Source organism: Syntrophorhabdus sp., from assembly GCA_012719415.1.
Taxonomy (GTDB): domain Bacteria; phylum Desulfobacterota; class Syntrophorhabdia; order Syntrophorhabdales; family Syntrophorhabdaceae; genus Delta-02.
Genome location: JAAYAK010000111.1, coordinates 18,907 through 38,294 on the forward strand (window position 1 = coordinate 18,907; position 19,388 = coordinate 38,294).

Here is a 19,388-nt window from a genome sequence, read left to right on the forward strand (position 1 = left end):
ACAAGAGAACATACAAGGAGTGACCATGAAAAGAAGGGGAGCATTTTTGAAGGGTCTCATTGCAGTGTTCATCGTTCTGGCAATGTCGATCACCTGCGCGGCGCAGACGGCCAAGCCTCAGCCTCAACCCCCGACAGCATCCGGGGAACAGGCGAAGAAGGATGTGCCGAAGGGTCAGCCGCAGTGGAGGCTCTACATGGGGAACGAAACGAGGAGGTATTATTTCGACTCCAACAGCCTGGAAAGACTCGACAAACGTGTCGTGAGGGTATGGGAGCGGATAACTGAGCCCGATAAGGACGGCAACGAGGTGGAGAGGGTCCAGACCCTCATGGAGCTCGATTGTGGCTCCAGCAAGTACCGCATCATCGCAGAAAAGGAGTTCGGGTCCGCCAAACCGGGGGAAAAGCCGGAAGCGCGGATGGAAAACGGTCCGTGGACGTACTTCGAGCAGGACACCATCCTTGGCATCCTGCAAGACAACGTGTGTTATCCGCTGACCACGCCGGCAGGAGTGGTCCCGCCGAAACCCGTGGGATCAGAAGAGCCCCCGAAACGACCGACATTCAAGAACTAGCGCCAGCACCGCCGCTTGAACCGCTTGAGCAGCTCGAACCGCTCGAACCGCTTGAACCGCTTGAACCGCTTGAACCGGAGGGGTCATTTGACAGAGCGGTTGCTTGGATACCGTTATGATGGCGTCGTGGTGATGGCGGAGAGGGATATCAGATCCCTGTCCAGCGCCAGGACGGTGTAATAACGTTCAAACGGCTCAAGCTGTTCAAACGGCTCAAGCTGTCCTTACTTCCCTATACAGAACTGACTGAAGATCTCGTCGAGGATCTCTTCGGGGCAGGTTTCGCCTGTGATCTCACCGAGATGGTGGAGGGCCTCGTGGAGCTCGAAGGCGAGGATCTCTGGAGAGGTTCCCGTTTCAAAGCCCTTCATCGCGGCGGCTATATTGGAGGAGACCTTCATGAGGACGTCCCTGTGACGAAGAGTTGTAATGAGGAGGGAATTCTTTCGACCGTTCCCTGCAAGGGCCGAGATGACAGATGACCTGAGGTCGTCGAGACCCGTCCCGTCCTTTGCGGATATACGGATTGGTTGAAGTATACCCTTTGAAGTCAAGGTATTATCGCTCAAAGATTGTTTCAAGTCGCACTTATTTATCACAACTATCTTATTATATTGATTAATCTTGTTAAATATACGCTCATCGTCGTCGGAATAGGGGAGAGAACCATCAAGCACCCAGAGGATGAGGTCCGCGTCGGCTGCTCTGTCCAGAACGCGGCGAATGCCTTCCTCTTCCACGACGTTCTCGGGCGTTCGTATGCCGGCCGAGTCGACAAGCCGGAGTTTCGCCCCTTTCAGATACAGGGTCTCCTCGATGAGGTCGCGCGTTGTACCCGGCAAGGCTGTCACTATGGCACGTTCCCCGAGGACGAGGGCATTGAGGAGGCTTGATTTTCCCACGTTCGTCCGGCCCACTATAAGGACCTCGAAGCCTTGTCTGAGCCCTTTTCCTTCGTAATATGACGATACGAGCCCATCGATCTCCCTCTTCGTCTTCCTGAGGGAGGCGAAGGGTCGTGTGAGATCGACGTGGAGGTCCTCGTCGGGGAAGTCGATCGTTGCCTCCACGGCCACGAGGGCCTGTTTCAGGTTTTCCCTGAAGAGGTCCATCCTCCTGGAGAGACCGCCCTTAAGGCAGGTGAGGGCGTACCGCAGTTCGTCGTCCGTTTCGCTCCGTATAACGTCCAGGACCGATTCAGCCTGAACAAGGTCGATCCTGCCGTTGAGAAAAGCCCTGCGCGTGAACTCACCGGGCTCGGCGAGGCGGCCCCCCTGCCTCATCACGAGGTCCAGGATGGATTTCTGCGCGGCAAAACCGCCATGGGAATGGATCTCGGCTACATCTTCGCGGGTGTACGTGGCGGGGGCGGTCATGAGGACGGCGAGGACCTCGTCCACCTCCCCCGCGTCTGCGGGGTCTACGACGTGTCCCAGTATAAGCTTGCCGTGAGCCTTTCTGCGTGGTTTCTTCCCGCGGGGTCTGAAGATCTTCTCCAGGATGGGGTGCGCCTCGGGCCCGCTGATGCGTATTATGCTGATGCCGCCCTCACCGGGGGGTGTCGAGACGGCGCATATGGTGTCAGCGTCTCCCGCGCGCGTTGCCACGGAAACCTCCACGGCCACCACCCCGGGGTCCTCCCCGGTCGCCGCCGAAAGGGATCCCCGTCGGGGTGAGGACGACCCTCTTGATGTGCCCCTCTCCTTCGCTCTTCGTGGTGATACCCTTGTTGTGCTTGAAGAGTGTGTGGATGATACGCCGCTCGTAGGGGTTCAATGGGTCCGTCTTGAGCTTTTTTCCTGACCTTTTTGCTTTATCGGCAAGACGTTTTGCCATAATTGTTAAAGCTTTTTTTCTTCTTTCTCTGTAACCATTTATATCTACAAGTAATTTAAGGTTCTGCTTGAATTTTTTCGCTACCGCCAACCTCAAGAGATGTTGCAGGGCCTCGAGGATCTCCCCGTCCTTGCCGATAAGGACGTCACCGTCGTCACACTGGACCAGAAAGAGAATCCTGTCCGTTTTCTCGCTTATGTCCGTCGCCATGACCTGGAAATCAAGTCCGACATGTCTGCCGAAGTCCTTCAGGAACGCTATGCCGAACTCTTCGACCGTATCCCTGAGGGGAGCCTCATCGGAGATCGCCGTCACGGCCGCCTCTTGCCCGCTGTCCCCCTCACTGCCTCTTAATCTCACGGTGATGCGGATCTTCTTTGTGCCCAGGAGACCGAGAATACCCTTTGTGTCTACCTCCTTGACCTCTACATCGAGGTCTCTTTCATCGACATTCAATTCCTGGGAGGCCTTCTTGACGGCCTCCTCGTATGTCTTTCCTTCGAACTCGAGCGTTTCCATGTGTATTTTCTCCTTACCGGACCACCTTCATTTTCTTGTTGATGTAATACTGCTGGGCGATGGAGGCGACGTTGTAGACGAGCCAGTATAGTACGAGTCCCGACGGGAAGCCCCAGAAGATGAAGGTAAAGACGATGGGCATGAACATCATCATCTTCTGCTGCATCGGATCGGTGCTTGTCGGAGTCATTTTCTGCTGTATGACCTGGGTGACTCCCATGATGAGCGGCAGGAGCCTGATGGGAATGGTGTACCCCATGACGGTGAAGGAGAAGAGGTCTTCCGGTGCCGACAGGTCATTGATCCACCAGAGAAAAGGCGCGTGCCTCAATTCTATGGCCCCGGAAAGGGCCTTGTAAAGGGCGAAGAACACCGGGATCTGGGGCAGCATGGGCAGACACCCGCTCATCGGGTTCACGCCCCTTGACTTATATATCTGCATCAGTTCCTGATTCAGCCTGGCCTTGTCGTTCTTGTACTTCTCCTGCAGCTTCTTGATCTCGGGTTGGACCGCCTGCATCTTCGCCATGTTCTTGAAGCTCATTACGCTCAAGGGGTGAAAGATTATCTTTATCAGGATCGTGAGGAGGATGATATCGATACCGTAGTTGTGCGTGAAGCGGTTGAAGAAGTCGAGAAGCCACACGAGAGGCTTGGCTATGATATCGAACCAACCGAAGTCTATGACCTTTTCCGCGTTGACGTTGAGACTCGCGAGTATGTCCGTTTTCTTGGGGCCGAAGTAGAGTCTGCCGGCGAACTTGTTCGATGCCGGAGCGAGGCGTATGTAGGGTATGTTCTTGTCCGTCTTTCCGATGAAGAGGGCCGGTTTGGCGTCTTCCGACGGGATGTATATGAATGTGAAAAAGCCTTCGTCGAACCCGGTGTACCGGTAATTCCTGTCAAAGCTGAGCGTTTCCTTTATCGAGTCGATCTGGTTAAGGCTCTTGCCGTTGAAGACGAAAGGCCCCTTGAAGACATAGCTTGACTCGTTCTTGTCGCTTATCACGGCAAAATCCGCCTGCACGCCCTGGGCCTTCGACGCCTCCACTTCGACGGAAAGGTCTATGCTGTAGCTGTCGGGGTGGAAGGTGTAGGTCTTTTTCAGTTTCGTTCCGTTCTCGAGCGCCCCCGTCATGGTTATCGATGCCGGGCTGTCCTTCACGGTAAGGCCCGCCTTGTCGCAGGTGAAATAGGTGCGGTCGAAGGCGCCGTTCTGGTGAACGGAGGGGTTGTACAGGTAGGGCTTTACATTCTCGATGATCTCTTTCTCTTCCGTTCCCTTGACGGTCGCCTTGTAGTTCTTGAGCTTGACGCTCGATATCCCTCCGCCGAGGTCTGTGAGCGTCACGTCAAGGTACGGTGTCGAGACCGCAAAGGTCCTGCTCGCCTTTTTGTCCGTTGTCTGGGAGGCGGCCGGGGATGGTGGAGGTGTTCCCGGCGCTGCCGGCGCGGCGTCAGCCTTGGCTGCCGGTTTCGGAGCCTCACCCTGAGGCGCGGGCTGGGTCTGGGTTTGGGGCTGCTCGGGCGCCTGCTTCGGCATGAAGTATGTCTGAAACACGAAAAGCATGGCCATCGTCAGCACAAGCACGATGATGGTGCGTTTATCCATTCATTACCTCCGTCATGGTACGGGGTCATATCCGCCCGGGAAGAGCGGATTGCACTTCAATATACGTTTGAGCCCCAGGAGCGTACCTCTCCAGACACCCTTTTTCTCAACAGCCTCTATCATATACTGGGAACAGGTCGGGTAGAAACGGCACTGAACGGGCAAAAATGCGGAAAACGTCGCCCTGTATAACTTCACGATGAAAATGACGATTTTTTTCATTACCTGGTGCTTGTGCGCCTTTTCGTCGAAGAAAGGAGGGTCAATAGCTCCGGCTCCACGCTTCCCATGGTGAGACTCTCGGGCAATCCTTTGACCCTGATGAGGCTGTTCGAATCTTCCCTGAAGAGGTCTTTATGCAATCGGAAGAATTCCTTCACGATCCTCTTCACTCTGTTGCGCACTACTGCAACCCCCGTTCTCTTGCGTATAGTGACGGCAAACCTTCTGGCACCGCACCCGTTGTCCACGGCGAGCAGGACGAAATGGGCCGTCTCTGAACATTTTGTCCATGCTGCAGCGCGAAAGTCCCCCCTCTTGAGCCTTTCTCGTTTCTTCAGGGTGCGGATCATCAGGTCACATTCAACTGGCGGCGATCATTACGGGTAGTTGCCGCCAATGCCCCCTATTCGGACCCTCCGGGGCCGATCAAACGGCGAGGTTTTTCCTGCCTTTTGCCCGCCTGCGCCTGATCACCTCGCGGCCGGACGCGCTTCTCATTCGCACGAGGAAACCGTGCGTTCTCTTTCTGCTTTTGTTGTGAGGCTGGTAGGTTCTCTTCATCTTTCATCCTTGTTATAATTTGAAATTATTACTTAAACATAAAACTGGTAGGGAGTCAAGATACAATGGGCTTGCGGGGCCGGCAAACCCGCACAGGGGCACACGTGTCTGCCCTGCGGGCCAATGGGGTAGAAACACCATTATTATGGAGAGGGTGGTTCGCCGTCGGACAACGAGCGGGAGCTTGTCGTCGATGAGAGGGAGACTGCCATGCTATTCCCGCGGATATTCTCGTTTTTCCTCATTTGCGTGCTTGCGCGCAGACCCGTGTGCCCGTTTGCGCAAAGCGCAGACCCGTATGCCCTTCGGGCAGACCCTTTCTTCTTGATTTTTGGGGGAAAGGCATGTTAAATTCACGGGATTTTAAACGATTTTTCACCGTCGAAAGGAGTCTTCATGAAAAAGTACGAGCCTGAGGCGATCAGGAATGTTGGTATCTTTTCTCATGGCGGAGAGGGCAAGACATCGATTGTGGAAGCCATGCTCTTTCTGGCCGGGGAGAACACGAGGCTCGGCAGCGTAGACGAAGGTACCTCCCTTATGGACTACGAGCCGGAAGAAGTGGAGAGGAAGATCACGATATCCTCCACCCTGGCTTGCTTCGAATGGGCAAAGAACAAGATTAACCTCCTCGATACCCCGGGTGACGACAATTTTATCTCCGACGCGAAGCTGTGCATGAGGGTTGTCGATACGGCGGTGATCGTCATGAGCGCTGTATCGGGTGTGAAGGTGGGAACGGAAAAGGTCTGGGGATATGCCAGTGAGTTCGGCGCGGCGGCCGCCATCTTCGTGAACAAGATGGACAGGGAACGCGCCGATTTTGCCAGGACCGTGGAGGATATCCAGAAGAATCTTACAGACAGGACATGCCTTGTCGTACAGATGCCGGTGGGTCAGGAAGAGGATTTCAAGGGTGTTGTGGACCTTCTTGCCATGAAGGCCTGCATTTATAAGGGGGACACCTCCGGCGCGTTCGATGTGGTGGACATACCGGCGGACCAGTTCGACCTTGCCCGGAAGTATCGCGAGAAGCTTGTGGAAACAGCGGTCGAGATGGATGACGAGGTGATGGAGCGTTACTTGAATGGCGACGAGATAAGCCCCGAGGAGATCGAAAAATGTCTCAAGGCGGGGATCGCGGACAACAAGATCGTTCCCGTCTTTTGCGGGTCGGCAGCTCGGAACATAGGCATCAACACCTTGCTTGACGGCATAGTGAAGCTTTTTCCGCCGCCTTCGTCCAGAAAAGAGGTCCAGGGTATCGACCCGAAGACGGGTGAGAAGGTCTCACGCGAGTCATCGGCCGGACAGCCCTTCAGTGCGCTCATCTTCAAGACAATCACCGACCCCTTCGCGGGCAAGCTGACACTCTTCAGGGTCTATTCCGGGGAGCTCCATCCCGATATGACGGTGCTGAACGTCCTCAAGGATGAGAAGGAACGGATCGGACAGATCTTCTCTCTCGTGGGAAAGAAGCAAAAACCCGCGGGCTCGGCAAGCGCGGGGGACATCGCCGTCGTGGCGAAGCTCAAGGATGTTCAGACGGGTGACACCATCTGCGAGGAGAAGTCAGCCATCAGGTACGAGGGTGTGACGGTGCCGAACCCCGTCATATCCTTCTCCCTGCAGCCCAAGGCAAAAGGCGATGAAGACAAATTGAACACGTCGCTGGCGCGGCTTATCGAGGAAGACCAGACGATCAAGTATTCCCGTGACGAGCAGACGAAGGAGTTTCTTCTCTCCGGTATGGGCCAGGTCCATATCGAGGTCATCGTGGAGAGGATGAAGCGCAAGTTCGGCGTCGAGGTCGAGCTCAAGGATCCGAAGGTGCCTTACAAGGAAACGATCAAAGGGACTACCAAGGTCCAGGGGAAATACAAGAAACAGTCCGGCGGCAAGGGCCAGTACGGCGACACGTGGCTGGAACTCGCCCCCAAGCCTCGCGGCGAAGGTTTCGAATTCGTGGACAAGATCGTCGGCGGCGCGATCCCCAGGCAGTATATCCCCGCCGTCGAGAAGGGCATCGTGGAGGCCATGAACCAGGGTATCCTGGCGGGCTATCCCGTCATCGATTTCAAGGTCACCCTTTATGATGGGTCCTATCACGACGTTGACTCGTCGGAAATGGCGTTCAAGATCGCGGCGTCAATGGGCTTCAAAAAGGGCCTCGAGATGTGCAAACCGACCCTTCTCGAACCGATCATGAAGATGGAAGTGATCGTGCCGGATGAGAACATGGGCGATATCATGGGCGACATGAATTCCCGGAGGGGCAAGATCATGGGCGTGGAGACCAAGGGAAGCAACCAGGTGGTCAAGGCGGTGGTTCCCATGGCCGAAGTGCTGAGGTATGCACCCGATCTAAGGTCTATGACAGGCGGACGCGGGACATTCACCATGGAGTTCTCCCACTATGAGGAGGTCCCGGCACAGATCGCCGACAAGATAGTCGAGGCTGCAAAGCGCGAGAAAGAGGCACAGGAAAAATAGCTACGGTGCGCTATAATAATGGTATGAGACGGGGCCCCTGAAGAAGGGGCCCTTTTGTTGTTTCCGCTTCTTGCATTGTGAGGGGCAGCGTACGCGACAGGGAGGGCAGATGCGGGCTGTGATCCAGCGGGTCAGGAGTGCTTCCGTAGAAGTGGACGGACGGTGCGTGGGACAGGTGGGGCCGGGCCTCCTCGTTTTTCTTGGCATCGCCAGAGGCGACGGCGATAGGGACATTGACTGGTTGATCGAGAAGATCGTCAACCTGAGGATATTTGAGAAGGAGGACGGCAGGTTCGACGAGTCCCTGCTAGACAGGGGCGGTTCCCTTCTCCTGGTATCGCAGTTCACCCTCTATGGCGACTGCGCGAGGGGTCGACGCCCGTCTTTTTCCGATGCCATGCCGTCGGATGAGGCAAAGGTCCTTTTCGAGACCTTCCTGGAGAGGGCTAGGCTCCGCGTTCCCGACGTTAAGACCGGGGTGTTCCAGTCTCACATGGAGGTGACCCTCACGAACGATGGCCCCGTCACCCTGATCATAGACTCCCGGAAACAGCCATGACAACGTCTCCGTACTACGGAGTATGACGGCAAGGCAACAAAAGTTATACATATCCTCACATTTATCTTGACAACCCTTTCACTACCCTAGTATAAGTATATTTCATCTTAAAGACATACGTTGCATTACGGTTTTGTCGGGGACGGTCGACACATCACAGACGGAGTCATCATCTGATTCCCCGGAATGATCGCTGGCCCATTGTGGACTGGCGACGCTTGGGTACTTATGGGTGCGAAGCTCGATGATGGGACTGTTTGAGCACAAGGAACGCGAGACCGGAGTCTACGGAAAGCGTCCCGAAAGGTGTGCGTGCGTCCCTCCAGCAGGGACCCGGTGTGGGAAGGGTCGGTGCCTGTGAACAACATTCATGACAAAGAGGCCCTCAGGGAAGACGGCGGCCGGGGGAACCGCGGTGTTTCGGACGATGAAGCTGTAAGCGCCGCGCTTCGCTATCTCTTCGGTCTCCAGAGGGACGACGGCGGTTGGGGGACGTCGCAGGACGGACCCAGTTCCATACACATGACCGCGATGGTCGTAATGCTCCTGAGGCGTTTTCCCCCCGACGAAGACAGGCGTGTCGCCCTGGAAAAGGCTACGGGATACCTCCTGGCGAGACAATACGGGGACGGAGGTTTTGGAGACGCTTTCTCCACCGTGCACGAGACGGCCCTCGCGAGCCATGCCCTTGAAGGTCTGCTCGATGGCCCGGAAGCAGTCGTCAAGGCGAAACAATACCTCGTTCGGGCACAATCGGAAAATGGTTCGTGGAACGACGACCTGTACTCCACGGTCCTTGCCCTTGAGGCCTGTGTGCCTACCGGGGAAGGTCTTGCGGTCACCGGGGCCGGGGAGGGAGAAACGTGGATAGAGGAGGAGGGACACAGGGGTGCAGGGCCGGGCGACGCGGAGGATGGGTATCCGGGAGCCGACGGAACGCCGTCGGGCAGCCGCTATAGGGCGGCATCGGACGAGAGCGGTGATGGAGGTACGGCCGCGAAGGGTCAGATCCGGGGATCGAATGAGCGAACGAAGATCTCCCTCGTTTCGCGCCGGAAGGCCAGCGCCGTTTCCATTCAGGATGCCGTCCAGGATGCCCCTCTCTCGGTCAGGAGCGTTATTGTGCGGTCTGTCGGGACGGACAGAAAGGAGTACGGTCCGAACGAGACGGTGCGCATATGCTCCACCATCGAGAATCGATCGGAGGCCGACTTCAGCATCGTTGTCAATGCCCAGCTCGCTGATGCCCGAGGCCATATAGTGGACGTGGCGGCCCATGAAACAGGACCCGCGGTGAAGCTCGGCGCGGGGGCCTCCGAGCCCGTGATGCTCCTGTGGAACACGGGCATGAGCCAGCCTGGCGCCTACAGCGTTCGTTTCCATGTCGCCGACGCTGCCAGCGGGAGCGTTGTCGATGAAAGAAAGCTGGCATTCGTTATCGTTCCCTCTGTCGCCCTCGAGGACCTCGATCTCGTCGTCACCCCCTCGAGCCTCGATCAGTACGAGACGAAAACGGTGGAGATGCGGCTCACCTTGCAGAACAGGTCCAACACGGACGCTGTCATGAACGTGGAGGTCCTCATGAAGGACCCGGAGGGAACCCGGGTACATGAGGGACGGGTCGCTGTCGACGTGCCGTCGTCGGTACCGGAGAGGATCCTGGAACTGCCTGCCCTGACGCATGTCTTCGACCGCTGCGGGCAGTACCTGGTGGAGGTCTCGGTCCGTTCGGGGGAGGTTTTGTGCGGACAGGTGAGGAGTGCCATCCGCGTTGCCCCGGCGACGAGGATCGAGGTCGTCAAGACCGTGGATCCCGCGACTGTAACCCCCGACGGGGACAAGGAGGTGAGGGTGAGCATCCGCCTCGAAGGCGTGGGTGCGACGGTCAACCCCTCGCTCCTCTCGGCGGTGACGAATAGCGGCGGCGACAGGATCCTCCTCAGCTTCGATAAGGCGATGGCACAGCCCGCCGTTGGGGTCCCGATGTTCACGGTCACGGCTGACGGGGTTCCCTGTGCCGTCCTTAAAGTGCGCCTCAGGGAATCGGACATTACCAGGATCGATCTCGTTCTCGCGGCGCCGGCGGCAAAGGGACAAGAGATCCGTGTGGGCTATGCCGGCTCAAGCCTCACGTGCATTGAGGGCAAACCCCTCATGCCCTTTGACGACGAAGAGGTTGCAAACAGGGTTTCGCCGCCCATATTCAACCAGGACGGATATGGCTTCAGTGGCCCCATCCCGCCGAACCCGCTCACCGTAAGGACGGTGATGACGGGATACGGCGAGTGGCCCCGGGGTTTTTACAAAAACGTCCTCGCCTTTGCGGGCGCCGTGTTCGACGGCAAGGCCATCTGGATGGTCCCGGCCAATGCCGACAGCGTCGTGAGACTCGAAACGGATACGGGTGAGATGACCGCATTCAACCACTGGCCGGAGGGGTTTCGCAAGGGCAACCTCGCCTTTGCGGGCGCCGTGTTCGACGGCAAGGCCATCTGGATGGTCCCGGCCAATGCCGACAGCGTCGTGAGACTCGAAACGGATACGGGTGAGATGACCGCATTCAACCACTGGCCGGAGGGATTCTCGAAAGGCGGCCACGCCTTCGCCGGAGGTGTTTTCGACGGTGAATGCCTGTGGATGGTCCCCTCCTATGCCGACAGCGTCGTGAAACTGGATACCGGCACCGGTGAGATGACAAGATACAATGGCTGGCCGAAGGGGTTTTCAAAGGGCGGATATGCCTTCGCGGGAGGCATCTATGACGGCCGCTTCATCTGGATGGTCCCGGCCAATGCCGACAGTGTTGTGAGGATGGACACGCATACGGGCGAAATGAGCGCCTGCGGCGGGTGGCCCGAGGGTCTCGGCAAGGTCGAATACGCCTTCGCCGGAGGTGTTTTCGATGGTCGCTACATCTGGCTCGTGCCTTATTATGCCGACCGGGTCGTGAGGGTGGATACCCAGACGGGCGAGATGACCGGTCATCACCAGAGGCCCGAGGGTCTCGGCAAGGTCGAATACGCCTTCGCCGGTGCCGTTTTCGACGGGCAGGGTGTCTGGATGGTGCCCTTGAACGCCGACCGGATCGTCAGGATAGACAAGGATACGGCAGAAGCGACGGAGTACCCGGAGTGGCCGCAGGGTTTCATCAAAGGGGTGAACGCCTTCGCCGGGGGTGTCTTCGACGGAGAGTGCATCTGGATGGTACCCTCTTACGCGGACAGGGTGGTGCGCATCTCTTCCTTTTCATCCCTGTCCCTTTCGGCCTCCGTTACCGCGAGCGACGCCTTCTCGGCGTACATCAGTCAGGACGAGTCCGGGGAAGGCAGGCTGGCCGGCCAGGGAAAGGGGTGGTCCTCCGTCCATACCCTCCACGCCCCCCTTGTCCCCGGTCTCACGAACTACCTGCATGTGAAGTGCGTCGATACCGCGGGCCCCGTGGCGGCGTTCATGGCGGACATCTTCCTCAATGACGAGAGCTTCCATTTTGCCGACGGGTCGAGACACCTTGTGACCTCGGAGGGCGGCTGGCGGGTCTACACCGACAGGTTCGGAGGCACCGAAGGGCCGGTCACGGCTGTGTGCAAGAACGGTGAAGGCTCTTGGTCGACGCGCTTCGGCATCGACCTCGACGCGAAGTGGATATGGACCGGAAGGGGCGTGGACAGGGGCACGCGGTTCTTTTCCACCCCCATATACTATTCACCCGTCCCCATCGCTCCCATGGAGGACGTGGTCATCACCGAAACGGTGGCCGGGGGGAAGGTGACCGTGGATGAACGTTCCTTTACGCGGGAACCCTCGCGGGTCGAACGGGGAGAGGACGGAACGATCGTTGAATGGCGCCTCGAAGAGTTCAGAGTGGGCCAGCGTGAGGATTTCTCTTTCAACGTGATGCTCAGGGATACGGTTCCCGGTGAGGAGCGTCTCGTCAACCGTTCTCTCAAGGTGGCTTACAGGGACGTCCGGGGGGCGATGGCCGAGAGGGAATTGGGCTCTTCTCACGTTCGTGTGCTTTCCTCCCCTTTTGCCGGTTCCATCGGCACACAGCGGCAGGTGTACGGGGTTGGAGAAGATGTGGATATTCTTTGTTCCGTCAGGAATCTGAGCGATCTTCCCCGGACCCTCGATGTCAGGGTGACGATGGAGGACGCGCAGGGAGTGCTCATCGAGGAGAGTCTTGTAAAAGACGTGCGCTGTGAGCCGGGAGAAGAGAGGGACATCGACGGACTCGCCTTCAAGCTTGTCGCGACCAATGCCGGGCTTCACAGGCTTCGCCTGCTACTGCATGAAGGTCAGGAAGAAAGAGTTCTGGCCGCAACCGGTTTCACGGTGGAAGACGTGCCCGCCACGGGGGTCTCCCTGCGCGGTAGCGGCCCGGCAGGTGGGCAGGCAGATACCCCTGACGGGGAGGTTGACAGCGAGGCCGGAGGGGACGGCAGCGATGGCGGCCTTCCGTCGGAAGGCGTCGGCGGGCAGGCTTCGGAAGAGGGTCTGCCCGAGGGTCTGCCGGAGGGTCTGGAAGGGACGGTCAACGCACAGCCGAGCCCCATATTCCAGGGGTTATCGGAAACCATCTACTACACGGTGTCACACGGTGCGGGAGGGGACCTCACGGGACTCAGCGTGAACGTGGTGATAGCGGAGGGAGAAACGGGAAAGGCCAGGCAGTCGTTCCTGGCGCCTCGCGCCCACTTAAAAGGCGGGTCCTTTGCCGGGAGCTTCACCTTTTCGACGGGTGCACTGGAGCCAGGCGAGTACATGGTGAAACTGGTGATCTCGCCTGGTTCCGGAAGTGAGGGGCGGGAGATAGCGGCCACGAGCTTTGTGATCCGCAGGATCGAGATGGTGGTGACCTGACGCGGGGAGGCAACACACCGTCAGGGATAGAACGAGCGTAAAAGGAGGCACTTATGCCGAACGATTTCATTGGGGATCTTTCAAAAACAAGGCTTCTCGATCTGATATCGCCCCTGCTGAGCAAAAAGAGATCGGGCATGATACAGATCAAGGGAGGCGAGGTCGGCGAGATCTACATAGAGGGATCGAACATAATCCATGCCAGGACGGGAGACCTGACGGGTGAAGAGGCAGTGCTCGCCATGATGGAATGGAACGCGGGACGGGCCACCTTCGACTGGGAGGCGGCGACAGACGAGCAGACGGTCTACATGCCGACGGAACAGCTCCTCATGATCTGGACCAACCGCGAGGCGGAGTGGGGGAGGATCAGGGAACTCATCCCGTCCCCGAACGTGGTGTTCCGCATCCCCGTCAACGGATGCCCGGACAACAGGAGCGTTCAGGCGAACCAGTGGAAGGTGCTGGCCCTCTGCAACGGAATGAGATCGGTCTCGGACATCGCCGACGCGCTGGGCTGGCAGCTTTTCGAGACGTCACAGACGTTGCACGGCATGGTCCGGGACGGCCTCCTGGAGAAGGCTGCCGAAAAGAGGGTGGAACAGACCGAGCGGGTCCGCAGAACTGTGAACGGTAACTTCTTTCCTCTCATCGAGAACGAGCTGCGCAAGGCCATGGGTCCCATCGCTCCCATAGTCATCGAGGATAAGCTCGCCGAGTTTGGGGAGTCGAGAGAGGCCTTCCCCGAGGACAGGCTCTCGCCATTCATTCAGTCCGTCGGCGAAGAGATCTCCGATGGATCGAAGAGGGCCCTGTTCACGCGTCTCATGGCGGAACACCTTGCGCGAAAACAAAAATAACTAAATCCTAAAATCTCAGGAGGGGGTTTGCATGTCTACAGAGAATAAAGTCACATCAGGGTTGCTTTTCAGGCTCATCGCGGGAATTTTCGTCCCCATCCTGCTGGCTTTCGCGTTTTTGGGGTGCGTGTTGTTCCTGAACATCGATCTCGGAGGCTTCCAGTTCTTGAGCATCCGTGGCATCTGGACGAAGAGCATGAGTGAACTCGGCGCCGCGAGCCTGAAGGAGTCGACGGCATCACTCAACAGGCTCGGCGAGCAGATCATCCAGCAGAAGGCCGAGGACGTCGCCAGGGAGATGGAGATCGCCCTGGGGACGGCGAAGAAGAGACCATCCATGGAGACGCTGCGGAACGACGGGTCCCTGAAGCAGATCGCCGTTCAGAAGGTCGGCGTGACGGGTTACACCGCGATCCATGACACCCAGGCGATAAACCACTTTCATTCCAACCCCAAGCTCGTGGGATCGGATCTGCACGACCTTTCCGGAAAGCTTCCGCAGTTCTGGAAGCTCCTTGAAAAGGGACTCGCGGGACCCGCTGGAGGGTATTACAACTGGAGGGACCCTGACGGCAGCATCCGCCCGAAGTACATGTACATTGCCCCCGTGAAGGGTTTGGGTCTCTTTGTCGCGGCGACGACATACATAGACGAGTTCTCGAAACCGGCCCAGGCGATAACGGCAAAGATGGGTCAGATGCAGAAGACATACGCCGCGCAATACAACAGGCGGTTCGGCCTTATCCTTATCATCCTTGCCGTCGTTCTTCTCGTATTGCTTGGTGTCATCTACCTGTATTCCTTCTCCGTGGTCCGTCCCATCCGTCACCTCTCGGAGGTGGCCGACAAGATAAGCATGGGCGATCTCAAGGCTACCGTGGATGTTAAGGCGAAGGGCGAGATAGCCGTTCTGGCCGAGTCGATAGAGAGGATGCAGGCAAGCGTGCGGGCAGCCATCGAGAGGCTCCAGAAGAGAAGATAGCGGGACTGACCGCGCGCCCTGGGAAATAGGGGCTGGCGGTCCAACGAAAGAGCAGAGGTCGATATGATATATCCACAGGGAAAAACGATCCATCAGAACTTGTCCGCGGAATACACGGACGTTCCACGGCTCCTGTCGACCCTTACGGGCAACGGTTTCTCGGGAGTGGTGGAGATAGAGGGAGGAGGCACGAAGGGCGCCTTTTTCATCGCAAGGGGCCGGATGATAGACGCGGTGGTTGGTGTCGATGCGGACCCGCCCTCAATGACGGGAGATACGGCGGTGCCGGAGCTTTTTGCCCTGGCGAGGCAGCCACAGGGGCTTCTCCACGTGCACGAGCTCACGGCGGCCCAGGTCGAGGTCGCCACGGGTTCCTTGAGGTCGGAGCTTGTCTTCAAGGACCTCAGCACCGATTTCATCCGCGTGGAGCAATTCGTCGGCAAGCTGGGCGAGGAGAAACACACGGGTTACATCGAGATATCCGGGAAGGACGGCAAACGCATCGGAACCCTTTCCCTCAGGGCGGGGGAGCCTGTGGCTCTGCAGGTTCTTTCGGAATCCGGTCAGGCAACCCTTTTTGAAGGTGAAGCGATCCCTTCGGTCCTCGACAATGCCGTGAGGCATGGCGCCCTGTTCAATGTCTACCGCAGCTCAGGCGTTACGGAGGGGACCCCGAAGGCTGCCGATGCGGGTCCTGAGGGACCTGATGGAATTTCACGGAAGACCACAGTCTCCCAGACCCGGGCGAAGAGGGAATTGAAACAAGTGAGCGATCCCGCAGTCGAACCGGAGAAAAAGGACGATGTTCCGGCGGGACCGGTCCCGGCGGAGGAGCGGGTGGAAGCGCCGAAGGAGCCACCGGCGCCGGCGCCGGCGCCGGTGGATGCGAGGGCGGGGGAACAGGAGGCGGACGACGTCTCGGCGAGCGGCCGGAAGGAGTTCATTTCCGCCCTCCAGCGGGTGTTGTCCAAGATAGAGTCCTTCGTCGACCACATATCGAAGAAGGGCGACTTCCAGAGGGTCTTCAGGCGGGTCTGTGTCGATGCATCGGACCTGTTCCATTTCCTTGATCCCTTCGAAGGACAGTTCGAGTACGATTCCGGCAGGATACGGGTTGACGACACGATCGGCCCCGACGATCTTGCCGTCGCCACCGCATATTGTCTCAATCTCGTGCTGGCTGACCTCAACAAGGAATACCTGAAGGGCGCCGCCCTGCCGCCGGGCCTTAAAGGGGAGATAGAGTCGGCGTTCAGGCATTACAAGGACGCCATCAAGAACTCGGGGATGAACTTCGTGGTTCCCACCAACATGAGATGACCCCGGGGAGGCACACTCTTGCCCGATGGCATGTTCCTTCGGGAAAGGGCTTGACAAGGATACGGGTTCATTCTACTGTGTAATTGTCACTTTGCTAATGGCTGAACCGCGCAGGAAGAAAGCAGCTCCAAAGGTCGATATCTACAAGGCCTGGTGCAAGGCGTGTGGTATCTGTGTCGCTTTTTGTCCCACCGGATCCCTGGCCCGCGACGAGGCAGGGTACCCCTATGTCAAATACCCCGACAAGTGCACCAACTGTGGTTGGTGCGAGATACGGTGTCCCGATTTTGCCATCACGGTGCAGCAGAAGAGGGACGAAGCGAGAAAGATGAGGGAATCATTTGAAGAAGAAGCCCCTGAAGGAACGGCTGCTCCAGGGGAATGAAGCCGTTGTCGAGGGAGCCCTTCGCGCGGGGTGCCGGTTCTTCGCCGGGTATCCCATAACCCCGGCGACAGAGATCTCGGAGCAGCTCTCCGTTCGGCTGCCACAGGTCGACGGCACATTCATCCAGATGGAGGATGAGATCGCGAGCCTGGGGGCGGTGATCGGCGCCTCGCTCGCGGGCGTGAAATCGATGACCGCGACGAGCGGCCCCGGTTTCTCGCTTATGCAGGAGAATCTCGGGTTCGCCATCATCGCCGAGGTGCCCTGTGTCGTGGTGAACGCCATGAGAGGCGGGCCGAGCACCAGTCTTCCCACATCCCCCGCGCAGAGCGACGTTATGCAGGCCCGTTGGGGGACCCACGGTGACCACCCCATCATCGTCCTGTGCCCGTCGACGGTCCGCGAATGCTTCGACCTTACCGTCAGGGCATTCAATTATTCCGAGAAATACAGGATACCCGTGATCCTTCTCATCGATGAAGTGGTGGCCCACATGCGCGAGAAGGTCATGATCTCCGATGAGGAAGACATTGAGGTATTCAACAGGGTGAGACCCACGATGCCGCCGGAATGGTATATCCCTTACGAGGATACGCCCCAGGGGGTGCCCGCGATGGCCGATTTCGGGGAAGGGTATCGCTACCACGTGACAGGGCTCACCCACGATGTGCGGGGGTTTCCCACCTCCCGGCCCGATGAGGTCGATCCCTTCATACGCAGGCTTTTCAGAAAGGTGAGTCAGAACTTCGCGGACCTGCAGATGGGCGAGCACTTCCATATCGATGATGCCGACGTTGCCATCATCGCCTACGGATGCGTCGCCCGTTCCGCGAAACGCGCCGTCTCGGACTGCCGGGAGAGGGGCATAAAGGCGGGCATGCTCAAACTGAACACGTTGTGGCCCTTCATGAGGACCGACGTGGAGAAGGTGCTCAGGCAGGCGAAGGTGGTTATCGTGCCTGAGATGAACATGGGACAGATATCACGGGAAGTGAAGCGCGTGAACAAGGGCGAAGCGAAGGTCTTCACCATCAACAGGGTGGACGGCACCATCATAACGCCGCAGGAGATAATGGCCCGGATCAAGGAGGTGTTCTGATGGGTGACGTTACCAAGCTGATCCACCACTATTTGCGCCACGACAAGAAGTTTCCCCACGTATGGTGCCCCGGCTGCGGGATAGGCATCATTTTGGGGGCACTCATCAGGGCCATCGATCACAGGGGCTACGAAAAGGACGACATCGTCCTTGTATCCGGCATCGGGTGCACCGGCAGGCTCCCCGTATACGTGGACTTTAACACCCTCCATACAACACATGGCAGGGCGCTTACCTTCGCAACGGGGATAAAGCTGGCAAAACCACGCCTCAAGGTGATCGTCGTCATGGGAGACGGCGACGCCGTGGCCATTGGCGGCAACCACTTTATCCATGCGGCGCGCCGCAACATCGATCTCACCGCCGTCATCGTCAACAACAGCGTTTACGGCATGACGGGCGGGCAGTATTCTCCGACGACGCCCTACGGCATGAAGACGGCGACGAGCGTTTACTCCAACGTGGAGCACTCCTTCAGCATATCGGAGCTTGCCGTGACGGCGGGGGCCGTCTTTGTCGGGCGGGGGACGGTCTATCACGCCAAGCTGCTCGAAAGCCTCATGGAGAAGGCCTTTCAGAAGGTTGGGTTCTCCGTTGTGGAGATCATATCTCATTGCCACACTCAGTACGGGCGCATGAACCGGATGGGAAGCGCCGTGGAGATGATGCAATGGCAGAGAGACCACGCGGTGACCATGGAAAAGGCCGCGCAGATGAACGAGGAGGACCTGAAGGACATGTTCAGGATAGGTGTCCTTGTCGACAGGGACCTGCCCCCGTACCAGGATGAATACGAAAGGGTGCGGAGGTGGTCGAAGGGCGTGGAGGGGAAATAGCGTGGCCTTTCGGTACGATATCAGGCTCAGCGGTTCCGGAGGTCAGGGCATCATCCTCATGGGCATCATCCTCGCCGAGGCCATAGGCATCTACGACGGCAGGTTCGTGGCGCAGACTCAGAGCTACGGCCCCGAGGCACGGGGTGGCTCGAGCAAGGCCGAGGTCGTCGTCAGCGACAGAGAGATCGATTACCCCAAGGCGCTCCAGCTAGACCTTCTCGTGGCCATGAACCAGAGGTCCTGCGACGAGTATTACATGGACCTCAAACCCGACGGTATCCTTGTCGTCGATTCGACACTGGTCAAGCAGGTGCCTCTGTCGAGGGCCTACCGGATACCTTTTACGCGCATAGCACGGGAGGAACTGAACAGGGAGATGGTCGCGAATATCGTCGCCCTGGGGGCCCTGTCGCGGCTTACCCCCATTGTCTCCGCCCGGGCTGTCGAAAGCGCCGTCCTCGGCCGCGTGCCCAAAGGGACAGAAAAGCTCAACAGGGAGGCTCTTCAGGCGGGGATGAGGGCGGCCCGAAAGACGAAGAAGATCAGATTTCCCGAGGCGATCTCGGAGCTTGTCGATGAAGATACATGAATTTCAGGCCAAGAGACTTCTTGCGGAGTACGGCGTCCCCGTTCCCCGGGGGCAGATAGCGAGAACAGACGAAGAGGC

At 58.2% G+C, this 19,388-nt stretch carries 17 protein-coding genes; 11 read left to right on the forward strand and 6 right to left on the reverse strand.

The window, feature by feature from the left end; translation table 11 throughout:
- The first annotated feature begins 25 nt into the window (after positions 1-25).
- Positions 26-577 (forward strand): hypothetical protein, encoded by a 552-nt coding sequence (locus GXX82_06800; protein NLT22738.1) that lies wholly within the window; start codon positions 26-28, stop codon positions 575-577.
- Positions 578-801: 224 nt separating this feature from the next.
- Here GXX82_06800 and mnmE read toward each other — a convergent pair whose 3' ends face one another.
- From mnmE to rpmH, 6 genes are all read right to left on the reverse strand, one after another.
- Entirely contained in the window at positions 802-2,184 is a 1,383-nt protein-coding gene (gene mnmE, locus GXX82_06805; GenBank protein ID NLT22739.1) for a tRNA uridine-5-carboxymethylaminomethyl(34) synthesis GTPase MnmE, read from the reverse strand.
- Positions 2,159-2,932 (reverse strand): KH domain-containing protein, encoded by a 774-nt coding sequence (locus tag GXX82_06810; protein ID NLT22740.1) that lies wholly within the window; start codon positions 2,930-2,932, stop codon positions 2,159-2,161. Before GXX82_06810 ends, mnmE begins: the two co-directional genes overlap by 26 nt.
- A gap of 13 nt (positions 2,933-2,945) precedes the next feature.
- Positions 2,946-4,544 carry a membrane protein insertase YidC gene (gene yidC, locus GXX82_06815; GenBank protein ID NLT22741.1) on the reverse strand — a complete coding sequence of 533 codons (1,599 nt, stop codon included), beginning with the start codon at positions 4,542-4,544 and terminating at the stop codon, positions 2,946-2,948.
- Between the two features lie 12 nt (positions 4,545-4,556).
- Complete coding sequence (gene yidD, locus GXX82_06820; GenBank protein ID NLT22742.1) at positions 4,557-4,766, reverse strand: membrane protein insertion efficiency factor YidD; 210 nt, start codon at positions 4,764-4,766, stop codon at positions 4,557-4,559.
- Positions 4,766-5,116 (reverse strand): ribonuclease P protein component, encoded by a 351-nt coding sequence (locus GXX82_06825; GenBank protein NLT22743.1) that lies wholly within the window; start codon positions 5,114-5,116, stop codon positions 4,766-4,768. The genes yidD and GXX82_06825 overlap by 1 nt, the downstream gene beginning before the upstream one ends.
- A gap of 76 nt (positions 5,117-5,192) precedes the next feature.
- Positions 5,193-5,327: a 50S ribosomal protein L34 gene (gene rpmH, locus GXX82_06830; GenBank protein ID NLT22744.1), complete on the reverse strand. Its 135-nt coding sequence runs from the start codon at positions 5,325-5,327 to the stop codon at positions 5,193-5,195.
- Positions 5,328-5,723: 396 nt separating this feature from the next.
- Here rpmH and fusA point away from each other — a divergent pair, with 396 nt between their 5' ends.
- The 10 genes from fusA to GXX82_06880 all read left to right on the forward strand — a co-directional run bounded on the left by fusA (position 5,724) and on the right by GXX82_06880 (position 19,310).
- On the forward strand, positions 5,724-7,820 hold the full coding sequence (gene fusA, locus GXX82_06835; GenBank protein ID NLT22745.1) for an elongation factor G: 2,097 nt from the start codon (positions 5,724-5,726) through the stop codon (positions 7,818-7,820).
- Positions 7,821-7,929: 109 nt separating this feature from the next.
- On the forward strand, positions 7,930-8,379 hold the full coding sequence (locus GXX82_06840) for a D-tyrosyl-tRNA(Tyr) deacylase (protein ID NLT22746.1): 450 nt from the start codon (positions 7,930-7,932) through the stop codon (positions 8,377-8,379).
- Between the two features lie 357 nt (positions 8,380-8,736).
- Positions 8,737-13,239, forward strand: a complete 4,503-nt coding sequence (locus tag GXX82_06845; protein ID NLT22747.1) for a hypothetical protein — start codon at positions 8,737-8,739, stop codon at positions 13,237-13,239.
- Positions 13,240-13,292: 53 nt separating this feature from the next.
- Positions 13,293-14,099 carry a DUF4388 domain-containing protein gene (locus GXX82_06850; protein ID NLT22748.1) on the forward strand — a complete coding sequence of 269 codons (807 nt, stop codon included), beginning with the start codon at positions 13,293-13,295 and terminating at the stop codon, positions 14,097-14,099.
- Between the two features lie 31 nt (positions 14,100-14,130).
- Positions 14,131-15,081, forward strand: coding sequence for a HAMP domain-containing protein (locus tag GXX82_06855; GenBank protein ID NLT22749.1), 951 nt, complete (start codon positions 14,131-14,133; stop codon positions 15,079-15,081).
- Between the two features lie 63 nt (positions 15,082-15,144).
- Complete coding sequence (locus tag GXX82_06860) at positions 15,145-16,401, forward strand: hypothetical protein (GenBank protein NLT22750.1); 1,257 nt, start codon at positions 15,145-15,147, stop codon at positions 16,399-16,401.
- 25 nt (positions 16,402-16,426) lie between these two features.
- Positions 16,427-16,786 carry a 4Fe-4S binding protein gene (locus tag GXX82_06865; protein NLT22751.1) on the forward strand — a complete coding sequence of 120 codons (360 nt, stop codon included), beginning with the start codon at positions 16,427-16,429 and terminating at the stop codon, positions 16,784-16,786.
- Entirely contained in the window at positions 16,743-17,885 is a 1,143-nt protein-coding gene (locus GXX82_06870; GenBank protein ID NLT22752.1) for a 2-oxoacid:acceptor oxidoreductase subunit alpha, read from the forward strand. Before GXX82_06865 ends, GXX82_06870 begins: the two co-directional genes overlap by 44 nt.
- Positions 17,885-18,721 (forward strand): 2-oxoacid:ferredoxin oxidoreductase subunit beta, encoded by an 837-nt coding sequence (locus GXX82_06875; protein NLT22753.1) that lies wholly within the window; start codon positions 17,885-17,887, stop codon positions 18,719-18,721. The genes GXX82_06870 and GXX82_06875 overlap by 1 nt, the downstream gene beginning before the upstream one ends.
- A gap of 1 nt (position 18,722) precedes the next feature.
- Entirely contained in the window at positions 18,723-19,310 is a 588-nt protein-coding gene (locus GXX82_06880) for a 2-oxoacid:ferredoxin oxidoreductase subunit gamma (protein NLT22754.1), read from the forward strand.
- The last annotated feature ends 78 nt before the right edge of the window (positions 19,311-19,388 follow it).